The organism is Microcoleus sp. Pol7_B2, from assembly GCF_036701035.1.
Taxonomy (GTDB): domain Bacteria; phylum Cyanobacteriota; class Cyanobacteriia; order Cyanobacteriales; family Microcoleaceae; genus Microcoleus.
In genome coordinates this window covers 88874-114744 of sequence record NZ_JAUBQB010000008.1, presented here as the reverse complement: position 1 = coordinate 114744, position 25871 = coordinate 88874, and the positions used below count along the sequence as shown (strand labels likewise).

General features: G+C 44.4%; 11 protein-coding genes. 3 read left to right on the top strand and 8 right to left on the bottom strand.

Annotated elements, in window-relative coordinates; genetic code table 11:
• Positions 1–39: 39 nt before the first annotated feature.
• From QUA57_RS05315 to QUA57_RS05305, 3 genes are read left to right on the top strand one after another with little or no spacing between them, the layout of a single operon-like run.
• On the top strand, positions 40–231 hold the full coding sequence (locus QUA57_RS05315) for a hypothetical protein (protein WP_015175652.1): 192 nt from the start codon (positions 40–42) through the stop codon (positions 229–231).
• Positions 228–1310 (top strand): DUF3326 domain-containing protein, encoded by a 1083-nt coding sequence (locus tag QUA57_RS05310; RefSeq protein ID WP_333059898.1) that lies wholly within the window; start codon positions 228–230, stop codon positions 1308–1310. The genes QUA57_RS05315 and QUA57_RS05310 overlap by 4 nt, the downstream gene beginning before the upstream one ends.
• Before the next feature lie 31 nt (positions 1311–1341).
• Positions 1342–1935, top strand: coding sequence for a CPBP family intramembrane glutamic endopeptidase (locus tag QUA57_RS05305; protein WP_333059897.1), 594 nt, complete (start codon positions 1342–1344; stop codon positions 1933–1935).
• A gap of 344 nt (positions 1936–2279) precedes the next feature.
• On the opposite strand, the gene QUA57_RS05300 is transcribed toward QUA57_RS05305, so the two are convergent.
• The 8 genes from QUA57_RS05300 to radA form a co-directional block, all read right to left on the bottom strand.
• Positions 2280–3314 (bottom strand): methyltransferase, encoded by a 1035-nt coding sequence (locus tag QUA57_RS05300; protein ID WP_333059896.1) that lies wholly within the window; start codon positions 3312–3314, stop codon positions 2280–2282.
• 45 nt (positions 3315–3359) lie between these two features.
• On the bottom strand, positions 3360–7220 hold the full coding sequence (locus QUA57_RS05295; protein WP_333059895.1) for a beta-ketoacyl synthase N-terminal-like domain-containing protein: 3861 nt from the start codon (positions 7218–7220) through the stop codon (positions 3360–3362).
• Positions 7213–15060, bottom strand: coding sequence for an amino acid adenylation domain-containing protein (locus QUA57_RS05290; protein ID WP_333059894.1), 7848 nt, complete (start codon positions 15058–15060; stop codon positions 7213–7215). Before QUA57_RS05290 ends, QUA57_RS05295 begins: the two co-directional genes overlap by 8 nt.
• 117 nt (positions 15061–15177) lie before the next feature.
• On the bottom strand, positions 15178–20838 hold the full coding sequence (locus tag QUA57_RS05285; protein WP_333059893.1) for an AAA family ATPase: 5661 nt from the start codon (positions 20836–20838) through the stop codon (positions 15178–15180).
• 1249 nt (positions 20839–22087) lie between these two features.
• Positions 22088–22492, bottom strand: coding sequence for a TIGR02588 family protein (locus QUA57_RS05280; protein WP_333059892.1), 405 nt, complete (start codon positions 22490–22492; stop codon positions 22088–22090).
• The gene (locus QUA57_RS05275) at positions 22489–23343 is read right to left on the bottom strand and encodes a TIGR02587 family membrane protein (protein WP_333059891.1); all 855 of its coding nucleotides are present in this window, start codon (positions 23341–23343) and stop codon (positions 22489–22491) included. Before QUA57_RS05275 ends, QUA57_RS05280 begins: the two co-directional genes overlap by 4 nt.
• Positions 23344–23893: 550 nt before the next feature.
• Positions 23894–24070 (bottom strand): DUF2281 domain-containing protein, encoded by a 177-nt coding sequence (locus QUA57_RS05270; RefSeq protein WP_333059890.1) that lies wholly within the window; start codon positions 24068–24070, stop codon positions 23894–23896.
• Between the two features lie 105 nt (positions 24071–24175).
• On the bottom strand, positions 24176–25711 hold the full coding sequence (radA, locus tag QUA57_RS05265; RefSeq protein ID WP_333059889.1) for a DNA repair protein RadA: 1536 nt from the start codon (positions 25709–25711) through the stop codon (positions 24176–24178).
• Positions 25712–25871: the final 160 nt, after the last annotated feature.

Genomic DNA, 25871 nt, shown 5'->3' with positions numbered 1-25871 from the left:
CTAAGTACCGTTAGCGGTAAAACTACTATGGATCGCCCTATGACCACCCATTTCATTTCCGCAGAAGTTGACCTCCACGAGACCGCCGAGCAACTGCACTCGGCTATTGAAATTGAACTGCAAAAGTACGGCGAACCCCTGCGGTGGGCAGTCACAGATGTGGATGTAGATCGGCAAAAGGCTGTGGTAGAAGGCTACGTGCTCGTGGAAGCATCCCCCGCAACACCGTGAACCCCCGCCCTTTGACAGTGGTTTTGATAGTCCCCACAGGCGTTGGAGCATCGATTGGTGGGTTTGCAGGAGATGCGCTGCCGGTGGCTAGGGCGATCGCCCAAATTTCAGACACCCTGATCACTCACCCCAACGTCCTCAACGGCGCTCAACTTTATTGGCCGATACCTAACGCTCTCTACGTTGAAGGTTACGCCCTTGACAAATTTGCTGCCGGATGCTGGGGACTGCAACCGGTACATCAAAATCGCATCGGCTTAATCCTCGATTCCGCGATCGAACCAGACTTGCAGTTGCGACACTTGCAAGCGGCTGATGCAGCGAGAGCTACATTGGGCTTGAATATAACCGATTGTGTTTTAACCGATCGCCCTCTGCAAGTAGAATTGCGTATTTCTGAATCAGGGGCATCCTGGGGGACGATCGGCAATCCCGACAGTTTATTGCGCGCGGCAGAAAAATTGATCGAACAAGCAAGAGTAGAGGCGATCGCAGTTGTAGCCAGATTTCCCGACGATGAAGGCAGCCTCGCCCTCGAAAACTACCGCCGCGGCAAAGGAGTTGACCCCCTCGCCGGCGCGGAAGCTGTGATCAGCCACCTCATCGTCAAGACGTTTAAAATCCCCTGCGCCCACGCCCCCGCGTTGTCTGCGCTTCCCCTCGATCCGCACCTGTCCCCGCGATCGGCTGCTGAGGAAATCGGCTATACTTTCCTACCTTGCGTCCTTGCCGGCCTCAGCAAAGCTCCCCAATTGGTAGCGCCAGAAAGCCAGCAGCACAATCAATTATCAATTACCGCCGATCGAGTCGATGCGGTGGTGATACCCGCCACAGCCTGCGGCGGCAGTGCTATTCTGAGTTTGAGTGGGCGATCGTCCGTACAAATCATCGCTGTGGGCGACAACAAAACCCAGATGCAGGCGACTCCCGAAAAACTCGGAATCAAAGCTTTGCAGGTAAACTCATATTTAGAGGCGATCGGAGTTTTGGTCGCTTTGCGAGCCGGCATCAGTCCAGCTTCCTTGGGTGCAGACATCTCCTCCCTGCGTTGTTTGTCTAACTCAACAAAACAAATCTAAAATCTCAAACATCAAATCTAAAAGTGATTAAGTGGCAGAAAAACTTCCCGGAAATCCTGAAATTGAACCCTTGACGCGCACCCAAATTTTAGTAGCAATGGGCGTGACAGCAATTATGTTGCTGGCCGTAGCTAAATTGTGGTTGCTATTTGGATCGGTATCGCTTTTGCCAGTCAAATTGATAGGAATCGACTTGCTCAACGGATGTGCGCTCGGGCTGGCCATTACAGGCGGTAGTGCGATCGTTTATCACCTTTGGCCGGGTTATCGCCGGAGTGCAGACGTTTACTTGGAAGTAGTTCTCAAACCTTTGTTTTGGCCGGATTTGATTTGGCTGGGACTGCTGCCGGGACTTAGCGAAGAATTGCTATTTCGAGGCGTGATGCTGTCTGCTTTGGGATTGAATGTTACCAGTTTAGTTTTATCGAGTTTTTGTTTCGGCATTCTGCACTTGGGAGGCATGGATCAGTGGCCTTATGCTGTTTGGGCAACGGCTGTCGGATTGCTGTTGGGTTACAGCGTTTTAGCGACTGGAAATTTGTTAGTGCCAATTACGGCTCATATCTGTACGAATTTGATTTCTAGCTGTGTTTGGAAGTGGGAACACAATCTGGTGAAGCGGTAGGATAGATGGATATCGACCATAAAGCGGACGATTGAAATCGCTAGCAATGCGATCGCACAGTCAAAGTCCGATCGTTTTTCCGCTTGGCTGCAACATAATGGTGACGTATTTGCCTAACACATAGCAGGTTTGCGCTTTGTTTGGACTTGAACTTTGTTCAAGTCTTGATAATAGCAATTCTGAAAAATATTGCTAGAATCCTGATGTCGGGGGGAACGAAGTGCAGCCCAACCTACCTTTGTGATTGTTGCATAACTTTTCATAATTGCTATAAGAGGATTGAGATTAATTGAGCAATAGTAATCCTACACCAGAATAATTCCCCTGTTTTTAGATTAGTAAGGTCAATCAGGTTTCGCCTCGATCACACTTACTGGCCCTTTCGTTTCTATCATATTAGTCACTTTAAACCCTGCGGAGGAAAGTAAATTATAAAATTCATCTTTTTTCCGCATGAAAGTACCCCCCAGAATGAACAAAGTTAGGCTACCCATCCCAATAAAGGGCGACATTTTGCCTTCAGGCAACATAAAATCCACAATCACCAGCCGATCTTTAGCTGTCATAGCTTGATAGCAGTTTTTAAGAATTGTAATAGCCCGAGCATCGTCCCAATTGAGGAGGACACGAGAGAGTAAGTAAAGATCGCCACTAGGGGGAACCGCCTCGAAAAAGCTGCCTCCAACTATTTGACACCTATCTGCAACTCCAGCTTCTTCCAAAACCTGATCCGCATCCACAACAACATCTTCGCGATCGAACAAAATCGCTTGTAGCTTGGGATTCGCATTCAGAATCACAGCCGTTAGGGTTCCAATTCCCCCTCCAACATCCACAAGTGTCTTAACGTCTGAAAAATCATAAGCTTCAAGCACCGGAAGCAGCCACTCCCTTGTTGTCTCCTTCATCCACTCATTAAAATTTACTGCCGCCTCAGAATTCTGCTTTAAATAGCTATAAAGATTAGTTTTAAAAGTATGTTCAAATGGAGTTTCTCCAGTCTTTATACCGTAAAGTAAATTCCCCCATCCCTGATAGAGTTCATCACCCATTGCCAAAACCGTACCTCGTAAAGAATCAGAAGTACCAGTCAGGAGATGTTTTCCCAGAGAATTTAAGCAAAACTTTTCATTACCTTCCAGAGAAAATACACCAACACTTACTAGCATACGCATCAGGTGATAAATACCACGAGAATTTACACTTGTAGCTTTCGCAAGTTCATCAGCAGTCTTAGAACCATCACTCAGAATATCTGCAATTTCTAGTTTTGCCGCTACAAAAAGAGCCTGGGATATTTTAAAACCATACATCATTTCTAGTAGCAATGAGGATGAGTTTTCGCCTTCTGGTGGGGCCTTCTCTGTATATAAAGCCATAGGATCTCCTTTGAAAGTTATCTATTTAAAAACCCAAGAGCCAATCTAAATTAGCTTTCTTGCCTCATCAAGGTATACTCTAAGTTGTTCCGCCATAACCTGAACATGAGGGGGATAGTTCATAGTAATATGATTTCCAGGCACTGCTCGAACTTCTACCCCTACGCGAGCAACCTCAATCCAAGGTAATTCTGGATTTTTGGCATTAACTTCATTTTGTTCTGTCGCACGAAAAAATATAATTCGGCCTCCATAAGTTTGAGGGATGTAATTTAGCATCGCTTGGGCGTGTACTTTAAACAGATGAAGAAACTGGCGAATCTCAGGTAATCCAAAATCGGGAGGAACTACCCTTTTAGCAATCTTTACTTGCTCCAAAAAGTAGAGAAGTTGCTCCTCTGGTTCCAGTTTTTGAAGGACATCCATAGAAAGAGACAGATTGAAACCAACGCCTAGTAAATATAGCAAAATTGCTGTCTCATCTTCCGTTTCTAAAACAGGCATTTGACCAGGACCCGGAGTATCGATTAAAGTTAACAGTGCTATCTTTTCACCTTGGGCGTTGAGTTGCTGGGCCATCTCAAAAGCAACTGTTCCTCCAAAGGAAGAACCACCCAAAAAATAGGGGCCTTCTGGTTGTTGAACGCGCACTGCTTCAATATAGCGAGCAGCCATTTCCTCAACTTTAGCAAAAGACTCGGTTTCCCCATCTGAGGCGTGCGCTTGTATTCCAAAAACAGCCTGATCCGAACCTAGATAACGCGCTAAATCCCGATAAATATAAACGTGACCGCCTACCGGATGAACTAAGAACAAAGGTTGCTTAAAACTACCACGCTGAATTTCTACTAACAAGGACTCCGAAGCTGTCTGGAGTTGCTGGTCAGGATTATCTGACAAGTCGGCATTGTCTGTAATTAATGCAGCCAAAGCTGCAACAGTAGATGATTGTAAGAGGCTATGAGGAGACAAGGATTTTTGCAGTGTTTCGTTTAATTTAGTTATTAGTTGAACGGCTAATAATGAATCTCCGCCTAAATCAAAAAAATCATCATCAATCCCTACTTGCTCGATGCCGAGAAATTCTTGCCAGATACTAGCAATAGTTTGCTCAATTTCCTCTCTAGGAGCAATATAGGTATTGTGTAAACTCGGTCGAGAGTGGTGTGGTGTTGAATCTATGGGTTGGGAATTTTCATCGGGTAAAGATGCAATTTTAATCGTTTGCTCGATTCCTGGTGCTTCAATCCAGTAACGTTGGCGCTCAAACGGATATGTTGGCAATGGGAGACGATAACGCTGCTCATCAGCATAAAATTTAGGCCAATCTATTTGTACTCCTCCTAACCAGAGTTTACCCAATGTAGTAAGTAAGAAAGCTACATCTGAATTTGGGTCTTGTGGATGGCGCAATGAAGAAAGTACAATCTGCTCAGCCCCCTTATTAGGATGCTGTTTTGCTAGCGTGTTCAAAGTCCGTCCTGGCCCCACTTCGAGCAATATTTGATTTTGGTCTTTTAATAGCTGTTGTAAGCCGTCTGCAAAGCGTACTGTTTGCCGCAGATGTTGAGCATAATAACTCGGACTTGTCGCCTGCGTCGCTGTTATCCAATTACCAGTGACATTGGAGATGTAGGGAATCTTAGGCGAGTTCAGCTTAACTTTTTTAACATGTTCGGTGAAGGGTTCTAAAATTGGCTCCATCATCTGTGAATGGAAGGCATGAGAAGTGTGCAATCGGCGACACTCTACACTTTTTTCAAGTAGTTTTTGTTCCAATTCATCTATGGCATCAGTAGCACCTGAAACCACGCTCATAGATGCTCCGTTAATCACAGCTAAATCGAGTTTATTGCCCAAAAGTGGTTGCATTTGCTGTTCTGGAAGTGGAACTGCAAGCATGGAACCACTCGGCAATTGTTGCATTAATTTACCTCGCGCCGCTACCAAGGATAAGCCCTCTTCCAAGGAGAAAACACCCGACAAACAAGCTGCTACATATTCACCAATGCTATGACCAATCATCGCTTTGGGATGCACTCCCCAAGACATCCATAATTTAGCTAAAGCATATTCGATCGCAAACAGTGCTGGCTGTGTAATCGCAGTCTGTTTTAATTGGTTTGTAGCTGCTTCTGCTTGTGCTTCATTTGGATAAAGTACGTGGCGCAGATCAATTCCCAAGCGAGGTCTAAGAATTTCCGAACAGATATCGATCAGTTCGCGAAAAGTTGGTTCAACTTGGTAAAGTTCCAAGCTCATATTGATGTACTGTGAACCCTGTCCTGAAAACATAAATACGACAGGTCGATCTTTAGATTCTTGGAAGCTCGTAAAAACTCGTTTTGCATCAAGAGTGTCGAGGGTAATCACACTTTCTTCTATGTCATTACAAACTACTATCCGTCGATGGCTGAAAACTCTTCTACCAACTTGAAGCGTATAAGCAACATCAGCAATATTTTCATCGGGATGCTGCTTTAAATAGTTGCTCAAATTTACCGTGGCACAATCAAGTGCAGAGCTAGTTTTTGCAGATAAAACTAACAGTTGTGATGGTCGGGATTCTCCAGATTTTTCTACACTAGGTGCTTCTTCTAGCACCACATGAGCATTAGTTCCACCGATGCCAAAGGAACTAACTCCAGCACGGCGCGGCGTTTTATCTGCTTTCCATTCGGAAAGTTTAGTATTAACGTAAAAGGGGCTGTTGGCAAAATCTATCTTGGGATTAGCTTGTTCAAAATGCAAGCTAGGTGGTATTAAGTGGTGTTTGAGAGCTTGGACAGTTTTGATTAAGCCAGTGACACCAGCAGCAGTATCCAAATGTCCGATATTGGTTTTTGCCGAACCGATCGCACAAAAGCCTTTTTTCTTAGTTTCAAGGGAGAAAGCTTGCGTCAACGCAGCGATTTCGATCGGATCGCCCAGAGGTGTTCCGGTTCCGTGAGCTTCTATATAGCTGACGGTTTCCGGGGGAATTTCTGCGATCGCCAGAGCATCTGCGATCGCCTGGGCCTGACCATCTATACTGGGAGCTGTGTAGCCAATTTTGAAAGCACCATCATTATTGAGCGCAGAACCTTTAATCACCGCATGAATATAATCTCCGTCTGCGATCGCCTCCTCTAATCTTTTCAAAACAACAATTCCCACACCGCTACCGCTAACAGTTCCCTGTGCCTTAGCATCAAAGGCTCTACAGTGTCCGTCTGGCGAAAGAATCATTCCCTCTTTATAAAAATATCCTGCCTTTTGGGTAACGCCTATAGAAACCCCACCAGCCAAAGCCATATCGCATTGGTAATTCAGTAAACTTTGGCAAGCCATGCTAATCGCAACCAATGAAGTAGAACAGGCTGTTTGAACAGTAACACTCGGCCCCTTCAAGTTTAATTTGTAAGAAACGCGAGTTGACAAGAAATCTTTCTCATTAGCGATCGCAAGTTGGAAATCTCCAACTGATTCTCTAAGCTGATGATTAGGATAAAGGTTATTCAAAAAATAAGTATTGAAACTCCCAGCGCCTGCGTAAACCCCAACCGAACCTTCGTAAGTTTCCGAGTTGTACCCAGCATTTTCTAGAGCTTGCCAAGCTGACTCCAAGAAAAAGCGGTGTTGTGGATCTGTAATTTCAGCTTCTCTAGGATTAAACCCAAAGAATGAAGCATCAAACAACTCAATATCTTCTAGTACCCCTCTTGCTTTTACATAGCGGGGGTCACGCACCACTGATTGGTCAATGCCTAAAGATTCTAGTTCTTGTTCGGAGAAGAAAGAAATAGATTCCACACCGTCCCGTAGGTTTTGCCAGAACTCATCAACATTTTTAGCGCCAGGAAAGCGACCTGCCATGCCGATGATAGCGATACCTTCTATAGACTCGGAAGTTTCAGAGTTATCCATTTTTATTCTTTCCTTGCAAGCGCTGTTTTTGCTTTTGGCGATTGATTGCGTCTTTTTGTTTATTGATGCGATCGCGGCTTTGCCCAACCGAGGATTTTTCCTCGGGTTCCTCACTTAAATATTTTGCCAAAGAACTGATGGTTGGATATTTAAACATCTCCATCATTGAAACATCTCTGTCGATCGCTTCTTTCAGTTTACTATGAGCCTGAGCCATCAGTAATGAATGACCGCCTAGATCGAAGAAATTATCATCCACACCGACTTTCTCTAGGTGTAATACCTGTTGCCAAACGGTAGCGATCGCTTGCTCGATATCTGTCTGCGGTGCAACATAAGTTGTTTCTAACTCTATGTTAAGAGCATCTGGAACTGGTAGCGCCAGAGGGTCTACTTTGCCATTAGCTATCAGCGGCAAGGCATTCAAGAACACAAAGCTGGAGGGCATCATATAGTTGGGCAGCTTCTGCTTGAGAACATTGCGTAAACTCCTCACCGCTGTACGTTGCAAAACTTTCCAGAAACCCTGAGTTTCCAGAAGATACGCTATGCTCTGTTGAAAAAGATCTTGTTCGATCGCACCCAGAGCCAACTCAACCCCTGCTTGGTTTCCCCGACACCAAGCCACCTTTCCCGCCAACCACCGCTCTTCACCGAAACCGGGCATACGCAAGCGCAGGCGGACGGTTTGACCGGCCTCACAAGTATCTGGCACATCCACTAAGCCGACGCCACCGATGGAAATGTCTTCTGTGCGAAGTTCCACCGCTGGATGACCGTCAAATTCTGCCAGACACTCGCTCTTGAAGGCAGTACGTTCTGGTGTGAGGTTGGAAACGATATAGGCTACGAGGCGCTGATTGCCGGACGCATCTTCCCGCTTCATAACTACAGACTCTCGTACATCCGGGTGTTGGCTCAATATCGCCTCGATATCGCCCAGTTCGATGTCCAATAAATTATCATCGACACCAACTTTTTCTGGGTGTAATACTTGTTCCCAATCTGTAGCGATCGCATCTTCGTTCTCAGTCTGGGGTGCGACACAATCCAACTGTAGGTTAAAAGTATCTCCCTCTGGCAGCGCTTTGCGGTCTATTTTGCCGTTGGGTGTCAGCGGCAAAGCATTCAAAAACACAAAGTTGGAGGGCATCATATAGTTGGGCAGCTTCTGCTTGAGAACATTGCGTAAGCTCCCGACTGCTGTGCGTTGCAAAACTTTCCAGAACCCCTGAGTTTCCAGAAGATACTCTATGCTCTTTTGAAAAAGATCTTGTTCGATCGCACCCAGAGCCAATTCAATCCCAGCTTGGTTTCTCCGACACCAAGCTACAGTTCCCTCCAACCACCGCTCTTCACCGGAACCGGGCATACGCAAGCGCAGGCGGACGGTTTGACCGGGCCCACAATTATCCGGTACGCCCAGTATGCCGACGCCACCGATGGAGATGTCTTCCGTGCGAAGTTTCACCGCCGGATTCCCGTCAAATTCTGCCAGACATTCACTGTTGAAGGGAGTACGTTCTGGTCTGAGGTTGGAAACAATATAAGCTACTAGGCGCTGATTGCCGGACGCATCATCCCGCTTGATAACCACAGACTCTCGTACATCCGGGTGTTGGCTCAATACCGCTTCAATCTCGCCGAGTTCGATGCGGAAGCCGCGAATTTTAACCTGCTGGTCGATGCGACCGAGGAATTCGATATTGCCGTCGGATAGGTAGCGGGCTAAGTCGCCAGTTTTGTAGAGGCGATCGCCTTGTTCATGGCTAAAGGGGTTGAGGATAAAGCGATCGGCTGTTAGGTCGGGTCGGTTGAGGTAGCCCCGTGCTAAACCAGCACCACCAATATACAATTCTCCCGGAATGCCGATCGGGACAGGTTGTTTTTGGGCATCTAGAATATAGACCTGCGTGTTGGCAATGGGCCCACCAATAGGAATAGAATTTTCTATCAGATTTGCCTCTGTTATCCGGTAGCAGCAGGTGAAGGTGGTGTTCTCCGTCGGGCCATAACCATTAATCAACTGGCATCCTTTTAGTTCTTGCAGCACCTTTTGTACGTGAGGTACAGATAATACATCGCCCCCCGCTAGTAGTTGACGTACCTGTTTTAAGTCCTCTAACTGTTCGTCCACCATGATGTGAAACAATCCAGCGGTGAGCCACAGCGTCGTGATCTGGTATCCCCGAATAGCCTGTCCTAACTCCTGCAAAGATGGTGTATGAGGGGGCATGATTACCAACCGTGCTCCATTGAGCAGGCTGCCCCAAATCTCCAAAGTCGAGGCATCAAACGAGATGGGAGCCAACTGTAGGAAGACTTCTTCTGCACTTAGGTTGGCATAGTTGGTGTCTTTGACTAATCGCACCACACCCTGATGGATAACGCTAACCCCTTTGGGTATCCCGGTAGAGCCTGACGTGTACATCACATAGGCTAAGTTGTCAGACTGACCTTGAATTGAGGGATTTTCCTGGATCTGTCGCTCAATTACTTCCCAGTCTCTATCCAGACAGACGACTCGCGCTTGGTGTTTGGGAAGAGACTCGACTAACTCCGCTTGAGTCAGCAGCACAGACACAGAAGTATCTTCTAGCATGAAAGTTAAACGTTCGGGGGGATACGCTGGGTCTAGCGGTACATAAGCCCCACCAGCTTTGAGAATGCCCAAAATTCCCACCACCATCTCCAAGGAACGCTCGACGCCGATGCCCACCATTACCTCTGCACCCACACCCAGATTTCGCAGGTGGTGTGCTAGCTGATTAGCTCGTTGGTTCAGTTCTTTATAGGTCAGTTGCTTGTGTTCAAAGACTAATGCAATAGCATCGGGCTCTCTCTCAACCTGTTCCTCAAACAACTGGTGGATGCACTTATTCTGGGGATACTCAGTCCAAGTATGATTCCATTCGACTAATAGTTGGTGTCGTTCCGTTTCGGTTAGTAAGGGCAATTCTGAAATCGGCTGCTTGGGATTGGTTGCGATCGCTTCCAGTAAAGTTTGGAAATGTCTGGCCATGCGAGCGATCGTTGTCTCGTCAAATAAGTCAGTATTGTATTCCCATACTCCTACCAATCCATCAGCAGTGTTCTCCATTGATAGGGTCAAATCAAACTTGGCTGTGCCGATTTCCACGGAATACGAGCTTACCGTTAATTCCGGCAGTTCCACAGAAGGCACACTAGCGTCGTCAAGGGCAAACACCACCTGAAACAAAGGCGTATAGCTCACGTCTCGCTTTGGCTGTAATGCCTCTACTAGCTGATCGAAGGGCACGTCTTGATGGGCGTAAGCCTGCAACGCCACTTCCCGGACTCGATTGAGTAACTGCTCAAAACTGGGGTTGCCACCGAGGTCGGTTCGCAGGACTAATGTATTGACAAAAAAACCAATTAATCCCTCTATTTCTTGTCGATTCCGATTAGCAAAAGGCGTACCCACTGCAATGTCATCTTGTCCTGTATAACGATAAAGCAAGGTTTGAAATGCTGTTAAAAGCGTCATAAACAGAGTTACTTCTGTTCGCTTGCTATAAGCAACAAGTGCCTCACTCAATTCTTGGGAAATGGCAAAGGATTGATGCGCCCCTCGGAAGGATTGAACACCTTTTCGCGGTCGGTCTGTGGGTAATTCTAATACAGTGGGAATATCTTTGAGTTGTTGCTTCCAGTAGTCAAGCTGGGTTTCTAGTACCTGTCCAGTTAACCACCGTCGCTGCCAAACACTAAAATCGGCGTACTGTACAGGTAATTCTGGTAAAACCAGAGCTTGTCCAGTGGAGAAGGCTTTGTAAATTTCTGCTAACTCCCTGACGAATAAGCCCAGCGACCAACCATCAGAAATAATGTGGTGCATAGTGAGTAGCAAGACGTACTCTGTTTCACCTAGCTGTAGCACCATCCCACGAAGCAAAGGCTCTCGCTCCAAGTTAAAAGGTCGATTTGCTTCTTCATTTGCCAAGTGTTGCGCCTCGATTTCTCGGTGACTTTCTAGGTGCAACAAGTTCACCACTTGTAGTTGACAATTGAGAGTTGAGGCGATGACTTGAACGGGTTGACTTTCTAAGGTCGCAAAGTTAGTACGTAACGCTTCATGCCGCCTGATAATTTCGTTGATGCTATTCTCTAAAGCTGCTATATTAAGCTGACCGCTCAGACGCAAAGCAAGCGGGATATTGTAAAAGGGACTGTTTGGCTCTAAGCGATCGAGGAACCACAACCTAGCTTGAGCGAAGGATAATGGGATGGACTCTGACCGGGGAATTGGTACAAGAGGCAGAGTTTGTATGGATTGTTTGTTCTTGAGCGAATTCTCTACCCGCTCGGCTAATTCGGCAATTGTGGGTGCTTCAAATAAACTGCGTAGCGGTAATTCAACAGCCAAGGTGTCGCGCATCCTCGAAATCACTTGAGTGGCTAATAAGGAATTTCCGCCCAGTTCAAAGAAATTGTCGCGAATGCCCACAAAATCAATTGAGAGGATGTTACTCCAAATGCTGGCTAACATTTCCTCAATAGGAGTGCGTGGGGCGACAAAAGTCTCTTCCAGTTCGAGATGCAACTCCGTTGCGAGTAAGGCGCGACGGTCTACTTTACCGTTGGGTGTTAATGGTAGGGCATCCAACACTAGGAATGCTCCCGGTATCATGTAGTCGGCAAGTTTTTGTTTGAGGAAACTGCGGAGGTCACTGCTTCTTGCTGCTGCTTGTAGTTGCGGGACGATATAAGCTACTAATTGTTTGTTGCCTGCAACCACATCTGTGGCAATGACTAGAGTCTCTCTGACATCGGGATGCTGGCTGAGTACCGTTTCAATTTCTCCCAATTCGATGCGGAAACCTCGGATTTTTACTTGGTTGTCGATGCGACCGAGAAACTCGATGTTGCGATCGGGCATATAGCGTCCCAGGTCGCCTGTACGGTAAAGACGCTCCCCAGTCAGAGGATGAGCGATGAAACTGGCGCGGGTCTTTTCTTCATCCCGCCAATAACCTCTAGCCAGACCAATTCCTCCGATGTAGAGATGTCCGGATATCCCCACCGGACACGGATTGAGTGCTTGGTCGAGGACGTAGAAATGCTGGTTGGTCATGGGCTGACCGTAAGGGATGCTTTTCCAGTTCGGGTCAATGGTTTCGATGGGGTATAAGATAGACCAGATGGAAGCTTCTGTGGCACCTCCCAGGCTAATTACTTTTGCGATCGGGAATAAAGTTTTGATTTGTGTCGGTAAGTTCATTGGTATCCAATCCCCGCTCATCATGACTAAGCGCAGAGAAGATGGCAGAGCATCCCCCTTCGCGATCGCATAGTCTGCCAATAGCTGCATCAAGGCTGGTGCTGAGTTCCAGAGCGTTATTTGCTCCCGCGCTACTAGAGTTTGCCAATGAGCCGGATCGGGCGTGAGGGAGGGTTTGGGGATGATGATGGTTCCTCCAGCCGCTAGCAGTCCGAAAATGTCATAAACCGAGAGGTCAAAACTTAGGGAAGAGATGGCTAATATGCGATCGCTGACTTCCACTCCGAAGCGGTGGTTGAGGTCGAGGAGGGTGTTAGCGACACCGCGATGCTCGATCGCTACTCCCTTGGGTTTGCCAGTGGAACCAGAGGTGTAGATGATATAGGCCAGATTTTCGGGTTTGCAGTTGCAGGTAGGGTTGGAGTCGCTCAGAGTAGAGATCGCCCCCCAATCTGCGTCCAGGTAGAAGACTTGCGCTTGATGTTGGGGAAGGGAATTGACTAACCGCACCTGAGTTAGCAGCACTTTTGCCTGCGCGTGTTCTAGCATATACCCCACCCTCTCCGGTGGATAGGCTGAGTCTAGCGGTACATAAGCCCCACCAGCTTTCAGGATGCCCAGTAGTCCCACTACCATTTCCAGAGAGCGCTCTACACAAATACCTACCAAAACTTCTGGCCCCACTCCTACCGATCGCAGATGATGAGCGAGTTGATTTGCCCTTGCGTTCAGTTCCCTATAAGTGAGTTGTTCTCCTTCAAACACCACTGCTACAGCATCGGGTGTCCGCTCAACCTGGGCCTCAAACAACTGGTGGATGCACTGATCCAGCGGATACTCAGCTCCAGTATTATTCCATTCAACTAATAGCTGATGTCGCTCTGTTTCTGTTAGCAGGGACAATTTTGAAATCGGCTGCTGAAGATTAACTGCAATTCCCTCTAAATTAGTGACAATACTTTGTACAAAAGTCTCGAATTGGTGCAACATCGTTTCAATGCTGCTCCGATCGAAGATCTCTGGGTCATAGCTCCAACCGCATTGTTTCCCATCTTCTGGAATCGCCAGCCTTAAAGAACTACTCGGCTGTTTCTCACAAAGATCCAAATTTTTAACCTGCTCTACGATCGCTGGAAACAGTTGTTGGCTCTGCCCAGAGAGTGCTTTTTTCAGATCGGGATACCTGACTGCAACATCGCGAGTATAACTCTGGCGTCGTTTAGTTAATTCCACTTGCTGCAGCACGGTGGCGAAAACTTGCTCAAAATTATGCTCTAAGTTGATGTCTATCCGGCAAGGTATATACGAGGCAAAGAAATTGTCGATTCCGTTTAACTGGTGCGACAGGTTAATACTTCTAAAACCTATATCGAAACAATCGGTTCCACCAATACGAGCCAAATACGCGACAATTGCAGCCAACACAAAGTCGCCCAGGTTCCATTCTGGATGATATTCTTGGACAAAAGCGATCGCATTAGGCGGTAAAGTAACGTTCACATCCACATAAGACGTTGGTTTATGCAATGGAGTGGACTTAGCGTAAGGAACCGTAATCGGCTGTAATGTCGTTAGCCTATCTACCCAAAAAGTTTCGTATTTGCTAATTAAGCGATCGAACGTCTCAATATCCTTTGCCAGTTCTGGAGCAATGTCTTTAAACTGATACCCTTCATGTAATCCAAATTTAGCTACCAACTCAGCAATTGATAAGTTTTGAGCCTCGATGGTTAGTACCTGATGCAGCGCTACATCATAACTGGCTGTACAAACTTTCATAAAACTAGGCTCAATGGCTGCGATCGTTCCGGGAGGAAATTCTGAGAGCGAATCAAGAACTTCAAGCTTAGATACTATAAATAAGTCACTCTCAATGGCAAACTTAGGGGTGCCAAGTGGATTGCGATAAGGGCCAAAATCCAAAGCTCTAACGAAGGCATCTATATCCAAAGCGCAACGGTTCCAAGACAATATATAACCTGCTATTGGTGTCTGGGAACGCGAAAAGTAGGTTCGCTCTTCTAAGTTTTGTTTAATGGGTTTAACTGTCTGTTCAGATAGATCGTTTACTAATTCAATAAATGAATTACCGGCAGCTTCATAACACTTTGTATCTAAGGTAAAGACAGTATCTTTATCAGCAATATCGACAGAAAACTGCTTTAAAATATCTCCTTCATCAAATCGAGCGCTCATCTGGTGCCATGTGACAGCATAGGTTTTCTCTCGATTCATTAAAGCCCAAGATGTAGCATTGATACCAGCATATTTTGGTAAAGGAGCATCATGATAATTAATAGCCAGTTGGCGGGGGAGAGCTAAAATTTCTGGAGGCAATCTTAAAGCGTTAGCAATGCTAAACAAGTAATCGAAGGAATATTGACTTAAAAAAGCTCTCCAATCTTCTTGGGGGTCAAGATAAGGTATGCCGTTTTGCTTGGCCCATTGGCTTATAGCTCTATCTGGTGATACGATCCCCACTATCTGATGCTTTCTCTTTAAAATAATTTCCCCACATTGAATTAATAAGCTCGTTTCTCCTATCAGAAAGCAACTAAATTCTTTTGCATTCAATTCTCGATCCGTAGATACATGCATATTTTGTTCGGAAGATATTTCTGATGTTTTAGATAAATTCATAGTAGGTTATGGGATGAGTGTTAGTTGTTGATAGTTGTTTGTTGGGTGGGGGCGATCGTAGCCACTTATTTATATTCATTGCGCTGACTTTATCTGCTTCAAAGGAATCTCAATCACAAATTCCGCCCCCTGTCCTGGTGCTGAAATACAAGTCAGATTTCCTTGATGTTTTTCCACCACAATTTGGTAGCTGATCGCCAACCCCAAACCAGTACCAGAACCCACAGGTTTGGTGGTAAAGAAAGGCTCAAAAACTCTTCGACTTATTTCTTCTGTCATCCCCAATCCATTGTCAACAATTCGGATTTCTACTTTATTTCCGTTTATGACACTGGTGCGAATGGTAATCAGTCCTTTTGTCTTTGGTTTTGCGAATGGAGCAATGATTGATGACTTTTCTATAGCATAGATCGCATTGCTGAGTATATTCATAAAGACTTGGTTCAGGAAACCGGCGTAACATTCTACCCTAGGTAGATTTCCATACTTTTTAACAATTTCAATACCTATATTTTCAGATGTAGCTTTTAGCTGATTTTGCAACAGCAACAGAGTGCTATCCAGCCCTTCATGGATATCTACTGGTTTCATTACCGACTCATCCAATCGCGAGAAATTCCGCAACGACAAGACAATCTGGCGGATGCGTTCTGCCCCTACCTGCATTGAATCAATCAATCTAGGAAAATCAGAAATTAAGAATTCGATATCGATATTTTCTGCAAGTGTCTGAATCTCAGAAGTTGCCTGAGGCAATTCCTGTTGGTAAAGATTCAGCAACCGTAGCAATTCATGGAAATATTCACTAGCGTGGGTAAGATTGCCATAGATAAAGTTAATTGGGTTATTAATTTCGTGAGCTATACCAGCAACCATTTTACCCAAACTTGACATTTTTTCAGTTTGAATTAGTTGAGTCTGTGTCGTTTGCAATTCCTTGAGAGCAAGTTCAATCTGAATTGATTGTTCTCTCAAAAGCGTATTTTTTTCTTGTAACTCCAGCGTTCTGGCTTCGACTTTCTGTTCAAGGGTTTGGTTGTAATCGTCTAATTGCTCGTTGGCTGTTTTCAAGTTTTGAGTTGCGGTTTCCAATTTCCCATAGAGCATCGCATTTTTAAGGGAGATAGCTATCTGTGAAGAAAGTATTTTTAATACTTCTACCCTCTGCGTTGTAAAGGCAGCAGTTGTGATATTATTCTCTAAATATATAATTGCAATGAGCTTGCCTTGATTAAGAATAGGCATAGATAATATTGACTTCGGTTGGTTTTTTATGATGTAAGGATCATTTATGAATCTTCGTGACAATGCTGCATCATTTAAAACCACATTTTCTTTAGCTATGCCCACATAATTAATTATGGTAATTGGCAGATTATCGCTATTTTCAACTGGTGATTCTGAAGAAAACACAACCGTATCTCTATCCACAACACCTGTAGCTTTTATCAATAACTTTCCATCTTTTTCTAATATCAAGCAGCCTGTTGTAGCTCCAGCATTTTCCATCACAATTGTAAGTAACTTATCTAGCAACTTATCAAGAACTATTTCTTCAGCCAAGACCAGAGAGGCTTTGTTCACCGTGGACAAATCCAAGATAGCAGAATTTCCTTCAGTTGTAGATAAGGTCGTTTTCCTACCGATATCGATAGCGATGGGTTCGCGCTTCAGCATCTCGGAAAAAACCGCAGGATATCTTGACTCCAAATCTTTAGCTTTAGCTTGTGCTCCCCAATGAACATATCCATAGTAAGCCTGTGTCAGATAGATTTGAGCAAATTTGTCTCTTCCAAGGGAGAAATAAAACTCTGCTGCCAACTCAGAAGCTAGTGCTTCTTCCTGAATATATCCTTGTTCTTTAGCTCCCATTATAGCTCGGTCATAATCTTCCATTGCTTCTAAAATTTGTCCTGAAACACGAGCTTTTTCTGCCTCCACAAGCTCATATTTATGTTTGAAATTTGATGGAGCAGAATCAGCCCACCGCCGCATTATTTGCTGATTTTCCTCTACAATAACCAGATATTGTTGTTGTTCAGACACTGAAACTTTCGCATAGTCAGAAAGAAGAGCCAGCGAATAATAAAAATTGTGAACAGCAGAAACTACCATACCCATCACACTTGCTGCGTGTTCTGCTCCTAAAATGGCGGTGGCAACGGCACTATTAGATGCTTTAAACATATAAAATAAAATCGTCTTGGCAAGATAGGCAATAAACAGCAACATTTTATTCTTAGTTTCAATAAAAACAGGCAGCATTTGTGTTTCATCAAAACTCTCGCCCACCAATAGACATTTACTATTGGCTGCATTTTTAAAATTTAAAGTTAGTTGGTGAACCATTTTAATGTAATAAATAGAATAGTCTTGTTTTAGTTTCAGTGCTAAATCAAGATATTGCTTTTGTTGTTGGTCTACAATGTCTAATTGCTCGCCAATTAAAAACGGGGTAAAGCAATAAGTAGTAGCACTATAACCAGCATATTCTATATCTCCTGTTTCCAATCCGCTTTGCGTAGCCTCTTGCAACGATTCTAATGTGTTTTTGAGATGCTCTTTCCAGGGTCTAATTAAACCATTAAATAAATTGTAAATTTTACATTTAAGAAAGTTGGCATCAAACTTATCCAACAAGTTTAAAGCTAGCTGACTTGCATGATACCCTGTATGTATGTCGCCACTCGCACACACAATTACGCCATAAAAAACATAAGCATAAGCGGCTAATGCTGAATGACCGTGTTTCATAGAAAGATTGACCTGAGCCAATACAATCAGCGGCACAATCTCAGGCTTGGTAGTGTAAGCAGGAGAAATAACGCTCATCAGTATGCGTAAGGCTGCTAATTGATACGGATCGGTCATTTCTGGGATGTTTTCTAAATCTGTCAGAGAAGGCAATTCAACAGCAAAACCACTGTCACCCGCTTCATTTGACAAGGAGACACCCAGCATATCCAGCACTTGCAGCCCAGTATCAATGGCTTTTAGCATTTGATTCTGAGCCATATAAAACTGGATTTGTAGCTCGTATACTTTCACTCTTTCGAGCAGAGTGTTCGCTTGTTGCAGAACTACTTCAGCAAGAGTTGCTGACCTTTCGTAGTTGGTATAGAGATATTCCGCCTCCACCGCTTCTACATAGAGTCCGAGCGTCAGGTCATAGTTACTCTGCCAACTGTTTTCTGCTAAGAGTTCTAACCCTACTTTTAGTAGCGTGACAGCCGCTTCATAAGCTGTCGCTGCTTTGGCTTTTCGACCAGCTATTAAATTTAATTGAGCAAGTTGGTATTTTTCTTTTTTTTCGGTAATGAATTCTACTCCCACATTTAGCTGATTAACTATATCAAAAACATTTTCTTCTAAGTCGTTTTGATTTGTATTCTGTAATAGTAGTTGACCAATTTTGAGGTGGGTAGCTTTTTGCTGCTCAGAAGGAATCAGAGAATAAGCCGCTTGCTGCACACGGTCATGCAAAAATTTGTAGGATACTTTGTAAGTATTAATTTCTGATTGAGTTCCGTGACCACTCCCCATTACCAATGACTCATTACCATTGAAGAGTAAAGGAAGTTTAGAGGCACTTTCTCCGATGGGTAAAATTAGACCTGCCTGAAGTCCATCCCATAAAGCAGATGCGGTTTGTGATGTAGATTTTTCACTTACTATTGCCAAAACCTCTAAATTAAATCGGTTGCCAATACAAGCTGCTAACGTTAAAACTTTCTGGGTATCTGGAGGCAGTTTTTGAATGTTTCTGGCTAGAAGCTCGACGACATTAAAATCTGCGATCGCCACACTTTGAATTTGCCCCATATCCCACTGCCATCTGCCCATTCTGAAGTCAAATTTCAGCAGTTTCTCAGTGTAAAGAGATGTGAGTAGTTGAGTTAAAAAAAAGGGATTTCCTTGAGTTTTATTGAAAACTAACTCAGCTAATAAGTTACACTTTTCTCTTTCAGTGTTCTTGTTTTTAGCAACCCAACTTTCTCCCTCAATTTCTCCGTGGTGTTCAGAAAAACAAGCAAGAGAGGGAACTGCTGCTGAGCAGTTGTCACCCAAAGTGTCAGCAACTAATTGATTGACTGTATTAAGTGTCAACGGTTGGAGGAAAATATTATTTATTATCGATCCGCATGAATAAATACTATCTAAGGTGTGCATTAACGGATGAGTTGGGCTGACTTCGTTATCTCGATAGGCTCCAATCACCAATAAATATTGGCTATCTCGGTCAGTAAGTAGCACATGAATCAATTTCAAAGAAGCTGAATCTGCCCACTGCAAATCATCTAAAAATAAAACTAGCGGATGTGCTTTTTGGGTAAAAATATGAATGAATTGTTTAAAGGTAAGATTGAAACGGTTTTGCGATTCACTTGCCCCTAATTGAGAAACTTCAGGTTGCTCACCAACGATCAACTCCAATTCGGGAATAACGTCAATTATAACTCTAGTATTTAGCCCTAAAGCATTTAAAATATTCTGTTTCCAACATTTAATTGTTTCAGAACTTTCTGTTAATAATTGCCGAATTAGTTCTTCAAAAGCTTGAATTAAAGCTGCATAGGGAATATTTCGTTTAAATTGGTCAAACTTGCCTGCGATAAAATAACCCCTTGCTCCGACAATGGGTTTGTGGATTTCATAAACTAAGCAAGATTTACCTATTCCTGAGTAACCGGAAACTAGCATTATCTCGGCTGTTCCAGCACTAACTCTGTCAAAAGCATCCATTAGAGTGGCTACTTGTGTTTCTCGTCCGTACAGTTTTTGTGGGATCAGAAATTGACCTGACTTATCACGCTCACCCGGAATGAAGTTACAATTTTGACCAGTTTGTTCTAATTGATTTAGACATTGTTCTAGATCCGCTTTGAGACCATAAGCACTTTGATATCTATCTTCAGCATTTTTGGCTAATAATTTCATTACAATGTCACAAATTGATTTGATAATCTCACCATTTTGAAGTTTGTATGTGGGATTATATCTCGTAATTTCTACTCTGCTATTTTGCTTTTTTGCCCATATAATCTCCCAAAGCGGGACAGGCTGTTTAGCGATGTGGCAGTGAACTAATTCCATGGCATCTGTAGCCTTAAATGGTACTTCACCGCCCAGCATTTCATAGAAAGTGATACCTAAAGAGTAGAAGTCGGTGCGATAGTCAAGTGAGCGATTCATCCGCCCTGTCTGCTCTGGGGATATATAGGCGAGTGTGCCTTCTAGTAAAGTAGGATGGCTTAGTATTTGGGTTTCTCTAGACAACCGCGTGGCAATGCTAAAGTCAGTAATTTTTACTTCTAGCGTAGCAGGAGTGATGATGATATTTGTCGGCTTAATATCTTTATGAATAATTTTGTTGTCATGCAACTTACCCAGAGTATCTGCTAACTGAATAGCAATTTCCAAAAACTCTCTGAGTTCAAGTTGGCGACCCTTCAAAAACTTTGTGAGAGATTCTCCTCTTGAATCTTCCAATATCAGCGCTAGACCATTACGATGATTTTCCAATCCATAGGGCTTGACAATACCTTCTAAATTGAGATGTCGGGAGATTTCATATTCATGTCTCAATTGCATAATCTCTTCGAGAGTAGGATAGTCGGCTCTCAAAAGCTTGATGATTACAGCAGTCTGATCTGCTCTCCTCTCTGCGCGATAAACTACTGTATTTAAACCCTCATTAAGTTTTTCTATAAGCTTGTAATTGGCTTTAATATTCATAAGTATTGTACCTATCTTAAAACTATAGGAGTTGATTTCCGGCGAAAGTAAATGTTGGCGGAACTTTCGCTAAAACTTTAATTCTTTCTCTAACATTGAAGCCCGAAAAAAAGTTTGTCGTTAATTACCTTAAAAGAAGTATTAGCTTTGGTAGAATATATGACCCTTTATATCTAAATAGGATACCACACCTCACCCCTAAGTAGAGAGAGAGAGGCAAAAAAATATAAATAGTCTGTAGGGGCAGGTTTAGCCCGTAATCAATGCGAGGAGAGGTTTTGCCTTTTTAAAACCGCCCCTGCCCACCTTTGGTGACAGCGATTTTCAACCGTATGAGGTACAGTAACAACAAGGAGTCTACCAATGGTTGAGAGCTTTGAGAGTGAGCGAGTCGAATGCGTCCACAAGTGCTGATTCTCAGGTGTCACTACTTACGTGCAGCAACCGAACGTAGATATTCTTTAGCTTCGACTGTTCTGCTTTCAAGCGGATTTAAGTCGGGAGAATAAAAAGACAGGTAAATAACTTGCTTCTCATAGGGGTTCAATCAATCAGGCTTCGGGATAGACCAGCATATTTCTCCTTAAGGTAAGTTTGGAGGCATTGCTGACCAATGTGGATCGCACGAGCAATCCCGGCAAGTGAAATACGTTCTAAGAACAATCGGGAACATTTCAATGAAACCAGCCAAGCTAGAAATTGAAGTTTTGAGCCAGGAGGCAGAAGGAAGGAGCCAAAAGAAGTGTTTTTACAAATATGAGATGCTCCCCAACAATCGATCAATTAGTTCTCGTGTCTGCTGGTAAATCATTTGATCAACGCGGAGGTTCAATGAATTGCGGAGCCTGGCTGTTTTATTCTGCGTAGAGGCTGCCCCCCGTGACTGCCCCAATTTCACCAAATACCTAACAAATCGTGGATGGGTCGGGTCGGCATTCTTGGCACGACAAGAGTCAAAACGATGATTTCCCTGAGAATGAAATCGCCCTGATTGCCGATCGCGCTTAACACACTTAAACCCTTGTTTACTGTTGTGAATGCCACCTTTTTGACAGTCGGACAAGAAGAACAGTTAGAATCTAGAGGCTTTGTAATCTAGAGATTAGCAATAACTACTGCTAATCTAGCATCATTACTTCTAGGGTACTACCGGAAAAATCTGGTCTTTTTCTTAATAGCTATAAAATCCTAGTGGTGCCATCGGGTCTTTTGTACGTCACTACAATGTATCATTACTTTTTTACCACTACTAAGGTAGTTGATAGCTGCTCGATCGCACAATCAATTGACCTTGACTGGGGTTGCGGCTGAAGATAAAAGCTCCTTCTTGAGTTTCACCGCTTGACAAAAAATCAATTTGCTGGTCGCCGGATTCCAAGACTTCGCCGTTGACGCGCAGTTCGGCAATAATTTGCACTGATTCTGCTGTTTCACCGCCCGTGTTGGTCACTGTAAAGGGTACGTAAAATTGCCCTTTAGTTTCGCGAATAGGCGTGTTGCGAGTGACAGAAATAACCGGAGGTTCCTGCTTTTTAGCCAGCCAGTTGTAGAGTACGAGTCCGGTGAGGCTAAAAAGGATGAAGCAGGCGATCGCAAATGTCGCCCATTCCGCAAAAGTTCTTTTTGGTTGCTGTTCGTTATTACTTTCACTCATACCGCCAACCTCCCCGCCGCGCCGCCAATAGTCGCCGGCAATCCTAATACTAATGTATAGCTTAACCAAATCGACCACGGGTCGTTAAAACTCAGTTTTTGGAAGAAAAACATCATAAATGCAGAAGCCGCCAGCGACACTAAATATGCCATGACAGTTTCGCTGAGGGGACGCTGAAAAATCCCTTGCTGTTGCTGCCGTTTTGCTTGATAAGTAAAGCCTGCTACAAATACAATACCGTAGGAAATTAGCAGCGAAGCAGCGATAATTGCTAATTGCCAAGGTGGCGAAATACCTGCCGCTAGCATGGGAATTTCGTCAGTTGGGGCAATGTTGAAAGCAATGATCATCGCGCCAATTAAAGTAGCGCCGATATCTGCTACAGTTGGATTAATGGTAGGTTCGTTGTCGCTGTCTGAACTTTGATAGCGATCGCCACTCAAGAAACCGCTTGCCAGGGCAACTCCCAAGGAAAACGGCAGGCCTTCAAAGATGATTTTCCCCAAAGTTTCTTGGAGCGGAGTCTCCGGGGTAATTTCCCTGAGCAAAAACAGGACAAAAGCCGCGCAGATAATGCCGATGGCGATCGCTTCTACGGTATCGATTAGAGCATCTAGCCAGCGGATGTCCTTAGTTTTACGAAAACCTTCAGTGCGAGTCAGCAAGAAAACCACGATAAAAGTAGTTGCGATCGCGATCGACATTTCCGCTGGTTTAGTATACGAACCGATCCACCAAACCTCCATCGTATAAAGCAGGGGAGTACCAAACAAAAAGCCGCCCGATGCACCTCGAATGATGTCGTTTAGTTCATTTGACCACTGATTTTTACGTCTTTTTGATTTTTTCATGTTTGATTGAAAACGCGCCTCAAAAAAGGCAATCTCTAATTGGACATTTTTCAAGTTTTATCGTAGATAGCTTATGCACTCAACTTTGTGCATAAGCTATTAAAAATTTTTCTCTAGCAATTCCCACCTTAGTACAAATTGCTCTCAGTGTCCCTGATTTTATTGGCTCGTGGTTAGGCATTACTAACGGAGTCTCCGTGCCATCCTAATTCTATCGCACCATGACAATATCTTCGCGTTATCTAATAATCCGAAAACCAAACAACTGAAATGTTCTGATGACTCGTCTTGTAGAAGCATCGACAGAAAACTTTGACATTAAATAGCCACCTCTGCTTCTACTAAAAAACTCTTGCTCGCAGGTGATTCGTGATAAAAGGCAGACTAAAGTTTAGCCTGCCTATGCTGTGCTTAATCGCCATTTCCCAGATGGTAGCTACACTGAGTAGCTTCTCCTTATTTTCACCCTCAATTAGCAGTTTGACATGAGCGCTAAGTCTAGGGTTGCCCGTGACATACCAAATGAAAGTATGAGTATCCAACAACAACCTCATTCCATATACTCCTTAAACTCTTCTAGGGGTTCGCCAAAGTCATCGGACATCCAAACCATTCCTTTAGCACTCCCAGCTTTGGATGACCAGCGCTTCTTATTAGCTGGCGATATTCCTACCAATTTTACAACAGGCTGGTTATCTTGAGTAATCGCAACTTCTTCGCCTCTCATTGCCGCTTCGCTTCATTCCACAAGCTTTTCTTTAGCCTCAATAATGTCTACTTGATACATAATTCGGGCCTCATTAGTCTCAATTTCCAACACCACCATTCTAACTCAATTAAACAAATCCTCTTCCTCCAAATCAACCGACTGCAACTGAGCCGGAGTAGCCGGAATCGCTGCAATAATCGCATCAATTACCTTCGCCACCGGAATAATCTCCATCCCCAACTCCGGTACCGGTTGATTCTTAGGAATAATCGCCCTTTTAAAACCCAATTTCGCCGCCTCCCTCAGCCGCAACTCTAATTGGGAAACCGGCCGCACCTGTCCTCCCAAACCCACTTCCCCGAGCAAAACTGTGCGTGCATCAACCACGCGATCGCGAAAACTGGCCACAACGGCGATCGCAACTGCCAAATCCGCGGCCGGTTCGTCCACCTTCAACCCGCCCACCGTCGCCAAAATCACATCTAATTTAGATAAAGGAATCCCCACCCTTTTCTCTAAAACCGCTAAAATTTGCTGCAATCTAGCATTATCCACACCAGTAGTAGTACGGCGCGGGGAACCGAAACTTGCAGGGCTGACTAACGCCTGAATTTCCACTAAAATCGGTCGAGTTCCTTCGCAAGTAACAGTCGTCGAAGTACCGGGAGAAAATTCATCTCTATTCCCTAAAAACAACTCCGACGGGTTATCTACTTCTCGCAAACCGTGGGCTACCATTTCAAAAACACCGATTTCGTGAGTAGCGCCGAAACGGTTTTTCATCGATCGCAAAAGTCGGTGAGAAGCAAAGCGATCACCCTCAAAATACAGTACAGTATCTACCAAATGTTCCAAAACCCTCGGCCCAGCCAAAGCTCCATCTTTCGTAACGTGACCGACAATAAATAAAGTAATATTTTCCCTTTTCGCAACCTGCATCAAAGCAGACGTACATTCCCGCACCTGAGCCACCGAACCCGGAGCCGATGTTAAACTAGCAAAATAAATAGTTTGGATGCTGTCAATCACCGCTACATTCGGTTTCAGCGCTTCCAACTCCCGCAAAACAACTTCTAAATCCGTCTCTGGAAGCAAATAGAAATTCTCCGCTGAATTGTCCTCCCAATCCTTTTTAGCTTCCCCGTTACTGCCAGATTTATGCCCGCCGTTGCTTGACAATTCAACCGGATTAGCCACGCCCAAACGCTGCGATCGCAACTTCACCTGCTGGCCGGACTCCTCCGCACTGACATACAGTATCCGATCCTTGCGGGCCAACATATTCGCCACCTGTAACAGCAGCGTCGATTTCCCGATTCCCGGTTCCCCCCCAATCAACACCAGCGAGCCCGGAACAATCCCGCCTCCCAAAACTCGATCGAGCTCCCCGTAACCAGAAGGCCAGCGAGACTGAGTTTGGTCGGCAATCTGCGATAATCTGAAAGATACCCTTGGTTGACCCTTCGACTTATCAGGGGGCGAACCGCCCACTGTCTTAGTTGTCACCCCCGTTAAACCAGCCCGCGGTACACCAGCAGTAGGTGGTTCTAACTGCTCGTCAAAAGAATCCCACTTCTGACAGCTAGGACACCTGCCAAAATATTGTGGTGAATCATACCCGCATTCCCGACAAATATATTGTATTCGAGGCTTAGGCATTGTTTACTATGATAAATAGTCACCCTAACATTTAGAAAAGTCTGAGTTAAAGCAATTATCAAGCTTTCAGACCCATCCCCACACATGATTCAATTTGTGTCTTCTATGATAGGGTACAAAAAATTAACATTATCTGAAATGTAACTTAAGGAGTGCTCGG